This window comes from Okeania sp., assembly GCF_983059655.1.
Genome location: NZ_CEZPJD010000586.1, coordinates 1 through 5,110 on the forward strand (window position 1 = coordinate 1; position 5,110 = coordinate 5,110).

Below are 5,110 nucleotides of genomic sequence, written 5' to 3' on the forward strand. Positions count from 1 at the left end.
CTCCCTACTCCCCCGCTCCCCTACTCCTTAAAAAAGACTTTTTCAGCAGACCCTACTTAGTGCAGGATAGCGGAAATAACTAACCAGTTAAAAAAGGTTCAAAAGCTTGTAAAATAACCTTTCTTCCCTTCTGCCTTCTGCCTTTTTGCACTAGGAATTTCCCAGAAATCAATTATTTGAGATAGTTGGAAAATTAAAATCAAAAATAAATATACAAATTAATTAATTAAATCTGTCAAATTCTACCAATTTCCCTTAAAATTTTATTAATGGCTATTACAATTTTATAAAAAAATAATACTGCTTTAGATTTTTGTGTTTTAATTTTTTCTTTTTAAGCACAAAATAATTATTCAACTTTATTATCACTAAATATTGTAATTGTCAAGAGAAAAACTTTTATAGTTTTGAATTATGGAATGGCAAGAAAATTCTGGTAATTGGGTACTAATACCTTCTCGCCCCAAAGCAGTCATACATTTTTTGGGAGGAGCGTTTGTTGCAACTGCACCTAATGTAACTTATCGGTGGTTATTAGAAATGTTAGCAAATCAAGGATATGCAGTGATAGCCACTCCTTTTGTAAATACTTTAGATCATTTAGCAATGGCTAAAAATGTTCTCAGCAGTTTTGATAACTGTCTCAATCTTATTTATGCTCAAAGAATACTGCGAAAAAAAAGTCTACCTATATACGGTATTGGGCATAGCATGGGATGTAAGTTACATTTACTAATAGGTAGCTTATTTTCTCTAGAAAGAGCTGGAAATATTTTAATCTCCTTTAATAATTCTGCAGCTCGTGATGCAATACCCTTGGTAGAGCAGATATCTCCTGTGATGAAAGTAGAATTTACTCCATCTCCTAAGATCACAAATCGTCTAGTTCAAAAACGTTATCAAATTCGGCGCAACTTATTGATTAAATTTAACGACGATGATATAGATCAAACTCTTCGTTTGAGCGATCTATTGAGATTACGTTTTCCCGATATGGTGACAGTTAAAAGATTAAACGGAAACCATTTAACACCTTTGGGTCAAGATATAAGTTGGCCTGTAGGAAAAGTATATACTCCTGTAGATGCGATTGGTCAATGGCTAAAACAAGAAATTTATCGAGACCTCAATCAACTTAAACGTGAAATTTTGCTTTGGCTGAACCCATTGGCACAAATATCATAGTGCCGCTACGCGGAACTCAAAAGTCAATCATTTTTGATTTGTAATTGTTTTAGGATTTTGTAAGCAGTTATTTCCGCCATCCTGGAATAGCTTGACAGTTGTGAATTTTAGATTTAGCTGTCACTATCAGAAGTTTCATTTTTTTCTTTGGGGTATGGCCAATAACTTTTACTGATTAACAAACAATTCCCATTTTCAGATGTCCTCCGGGTATAACTAATATGGTCTGCTATAGCATACATAAGTTTTATACCCCGTCCACCAGGAGCAAATATATCTGTTTGAGCTGGTTGCGCTTTTAACCATTCTGCTAAGTCAAAAGGCAGACCAAAATCCCAAATTTTAATTTCTATGTGGTCGCTGAACATTGTAACTTCAATGTCTATAAATGTTTCTCTAGGTAAATCTTGATGGGCATGACGGGCTGCATTAGTAAAACCTTCAGCCAAAGCCAGCTCACACTGTAGCCAAACTGTTTTCGGAATAGGTGCTTGATACAATTTCTCAAACCATGACAAAACTTTGTCGTTTTCTCTAAGGTCTGAACTAACTTGTAAAAAAGCACTACGTTTCGTAGGTAATTTATCAGATTCTTTTACTTTATCCACACTTACTTTCTTAATTTATTACATAATAATTTTAGGTATATCCTAAGCTATATTGTAAAGTATGTGTATAAAATTTATGTAAATAATTTAAAAAAAGAAAGAAAGTTGATGAAAAAAGGGATTCGATCCCAATATAAAATTGAAGACCACTAATTTTTAAAAGGTGTGGGAGAATTAAATCCAATATCTGCAAAATGAAGGAAGTAAGAAAAGAAAAAAATATTAGCACTTTACTTATATCCCTTCCTCCTGCTTCTTTGAAACTAAGCGAGTTGAGATAAAAACTCCTGTTGGTCTACTCACTTTTATGTTGGCTTTAGCTGAAACAGTGAATTGTTTAACTGAGTGCATGATGTATAAAATTTTGGTTATTGATGATGATATTGCCATTCAGGAATTGCTCAAAAGAGTTCTCCAGAAACAGGGTTATGAAGTGACAGTAGCAAGTAATGGTGAAGATGGTTTTCAACAGGCACAAAATTTAAAACCTGATTTGATTATCTGTGACTGGATCATGCCACTACTCACAGGAATAGAGGTATGCAGCCGAGTTAAAGCAAATTCTGAGCTATCTACTACTTTTTTCATTTTATTAACTTCTCTAGTAACGATTCAAGATCGAGTTAAAGGTCTGGACGCAGGTGCTGATGACTTTATTTCTAAACCAATAGAAATGAGTGAATTGACCGCCAGAGTCAGAGCAGGATTGCGGCTACATCAGCTATATCAAGACTTACAAACCCAAAAGCGACTACTAGAAACAGAATTAGCTGAAGCTGCTGATTATGTGCGTTCTCTTCTGCCAGAGCCCTTAATTGAACCAGTAAAAGTTGAATCACAGTTTATTCCTTCTCACAAATTAGGAGGAGATTGCTTTGATTATTATTGGCTGGACGACAATTACTTGGCTGTGTATTTACTGGATGTAGCTGGCCATGGTTTACGGGCGGCACTTCCTTCTGTTTCAGTTTTGAACTTATTAAGATCGAAGGCAATACCGAATATAGATTACCATCAACCTAGTGATGTACTTAGGGCTTTAAATAATACTTACCAGATGACATATCAAAATGATAAATACTTTACAATATGGTATGGGGTGTATAATCGCTCTGAAAATCAACTGGTATATGCAAGTGCAGGTCATCCTCCGGCTGTGTTAGTCTTAGGTAATGGTCAGTCTAGTCAAGTGAATAAGTTGAAAACTCCAGGAATGCCTATTGGTATGTTTCCAGATGTGACTTATGTTGATAATTCTTGTGTTGTTGAGAAGTTGAGCTCTCTGTATATCTTTAGTGATGGTGTTTATGAAATTCCTCAACCTGGAGGAGAAATCTGGGGTATAGATAACTTTATCAATCTAATTTTAGAGTACCATCAATACGGTTATTTTCATCTAGATAAGATCTTAAACTATGTGCGAGATTTGAATTGTGGTCATGCTTTTAGTGATGATTTTTCTTTACTAAAAGTGGTTTTTGGTTAGCTTACTGATATAAGCTAGGATACATTTAGATTTTATGTTCCTTGTGAATGGTTCCTTTTTACAAATAAGTTATATCGTTTAAATGTTCAACGGCTTATATCAGTTGCGATTGCTATTATAGAACCCATTTGGTATCTCTAAAAAATTAAGCGATCGCTAACCTCTTAAGCATCAGGTAGTGAGTACTTTTTTCTTATTCACTTACAGCTCTTCAGTTCAAGTTTTAGCTTTAATTAAACCTGAGAAAATAAATGAGAATTCTATATTATTAACTCAGTCATCACGAAATAATTTCCAAATATGTCCTCAGCAAAATATGCCTTTAGTTACATCTTTTTATGTAGAAACAGCTAATTTTTTTGCCAATATCTGTCGAAAGCCAAATGGTCAATTAATCTATATTGGTGGTCAAAAAGCTAATCCTGAAAATACTATTAAGATTCCTGCAATAGCTGAAGAGGGAACTGGATATGTTGCTGAAGACGGAAACACTAGCTATATTGTAACAGGTGCTACTTTAAGTATTGTAGAAAATGGTAAGACTATCAGTGAAGAACAAGTAACCTATGTTTGTAATGAATTTTCTGAAAAAGTATGTCAACAGAGATAGTATATATTGATTTTTATTTCAAGAAAGTTTAATTCGCCTTCCTTGCTAGAGATGCTTTTGATTGAATTATAGAAATTTAATTATTAAATTTGGCTTTTATGTTGTATCATGTAACCCAATTCATTTATTTATCGGAGGACTAGGCTGTGAATTTTGTTAGGACTAATCAACAACTTTTAAAGTTAGGGCTTTTGACAATGACGACATTATTTCTATGTACATTTTCAGCAAAAGTTCTAGCAGATAAAAATAATCTAGAAACAGAGCAAAGAACTATATTATTAGCTGAATTACCCCGGAATAATCGGCGTATTTGTCTTCAACGTGGCACTAACTGGTTTGAAGTAAATTATTTTGAATCCAAGAACTATTTTGCCAATATTTGTCGTCAACCAAACGGTCAATTAATGTTAATTGCAGGTAGAAAATCTAATCCGACTCAAGTTTTAGAGTTACCTGTAGAATTTAATCAAGGATATGCTGCAATTGATGGTAATAAAACTTTCAGAGTGAATGATGGTTCTTTTAGTCTAGCAATTAATGGTCTGGTAGTGAAGAGAGAAGAAATTACTTATCAAGAACAGTAAAACTAAGTATTGTTTATTTGCGATTGAAGCAAAAATTAAAAGTAATATACTGGAGTAACTATTTCATATATTCTATATCTATAATCTACATTAATCTCTAAGGAGAGCCATTATTTGTGATTTTTATGGCTAACAAATTAGATTAAATTCGGTAGCATCGGTATAAAATCTTTTGAACTAGTGTCGCTACGAGGAAGTTAAAAGTCAAAAGTATCGATTTGTAATTGTTTTAGGATTTTGTAACTGGTCACCTATTTCCGCCATCCTGCACTAGTAGTCATTAGGGGCAATTTCTGTTCCGGAATGCTCTGCAAATGCTAATTGCTCGTACATGAAGTCAAGAGGGAAAAAATTTATAAAGATTTGGTAATGTTGAAGCCTAAATTCCGCACTTCAATTTATAACATGAAAATTAGTATAAAATCTGTAGCTTGCTTAAGTATTTATATTAAGTATTTATATATATAAATTATCTTCATCTACCTTAATTGGGAGTCAAATTTTCAGTTAAAGATTAAGATACTTGTTGAATCGTTGACTCCTATTGACCATTATAACTTTCTTCTTACTTTTGACTTCTTATATCATGTTCGGTTGAATACTTACACTTTGGAGGAAGGAAGGCAGAAGGCAG

Annotated in this window: 5 protein-coding genes; 4 read left to right on the top strand and 1 reads right to left on the bottom strand. The window is 33.4% G+C overall.

Annotated features, from left to right (window positions below):
• Positions 1-414: 414 nt before the first annotated feature.
• Positions 415-1,185 (top strand): DUF1350 family protein, encoded by a 771-nt coding sequence (locus AC3DU7_RS24645; RefSeq protein ID WP_488041934.1) that lies wholly within the window; start codon positions 415-417, stop codon positions 1,183-1,185.
• 113 nt (positions 1,186-1,298) lie between these two features.
• On the opposite strand, the gene AC3DU7_RS24650 is transcribed toward AC3DU7_RS24645, so the two are convergent.
• Positions 1,299-1,793: an ATP-binding protein gene (locus AC3DU7_RS24650; RefSeq protein ID WP_488041935.1), complete on the bottom strand. Its 495-nt coding sequence runs from the start codon at positions 1,791-1,793 to the stop codon at positions 1,299-1,301.
• Positions 1,794-2,145: 352 nt separating this feature from the next.
• On the opposite strand from AC3DU7_RS24650, the gene AC3DU7_RS24655 reads away from it, so the two are divergent.
• The 3 genes from AC3DU7_RS24655 to AC3DU7_RS24665 all read left to right on the top strand — a co-directional run bounded on the left by AC3DU7_RS24655 (position 2,146) and on the right by AC3DU7_RS24665 (position 4,476).
• Positions 2,146-3,279 carry a PP2C family protein-serine/threonine phosphatase gene (locus AC3DU7_RS24655; protein WP_488041938.1) on the top strand — a complete coding sequence of 378 codons (1,134 nt, stop codon included), beginning with the start codon at positions 2,146-2,148 and terminating at the stop codon, positions 3,277-3,279.
• A 316-nt stretch (positions 3,280-3,595) separates the two neighbouring features.
• Complete coding sequence (locus AC3DU7_RS24660; RefSeq protein WP_488041936.1) at positions 3,596-3,889, top strand: hypothetical protein; 294 nt, start codon at positions 3,596-3,598, stop codon at positions 3,887-3,889.
• Positions 3,890-4,035: 146 nt separating this feature from the next.
• On the top strand, positions 4,036-4,476 hold the full coding sequence (locus AC3DU7_RS24665; protein ID WP_488041937.1) for a hypothetical protein: 441 nt from the start codon (positions 4,036-4,038) through the stop codon (positions 4,474-4,476).
• Positions 4,477-5,110: the final 634 nt, after the last annotated feature.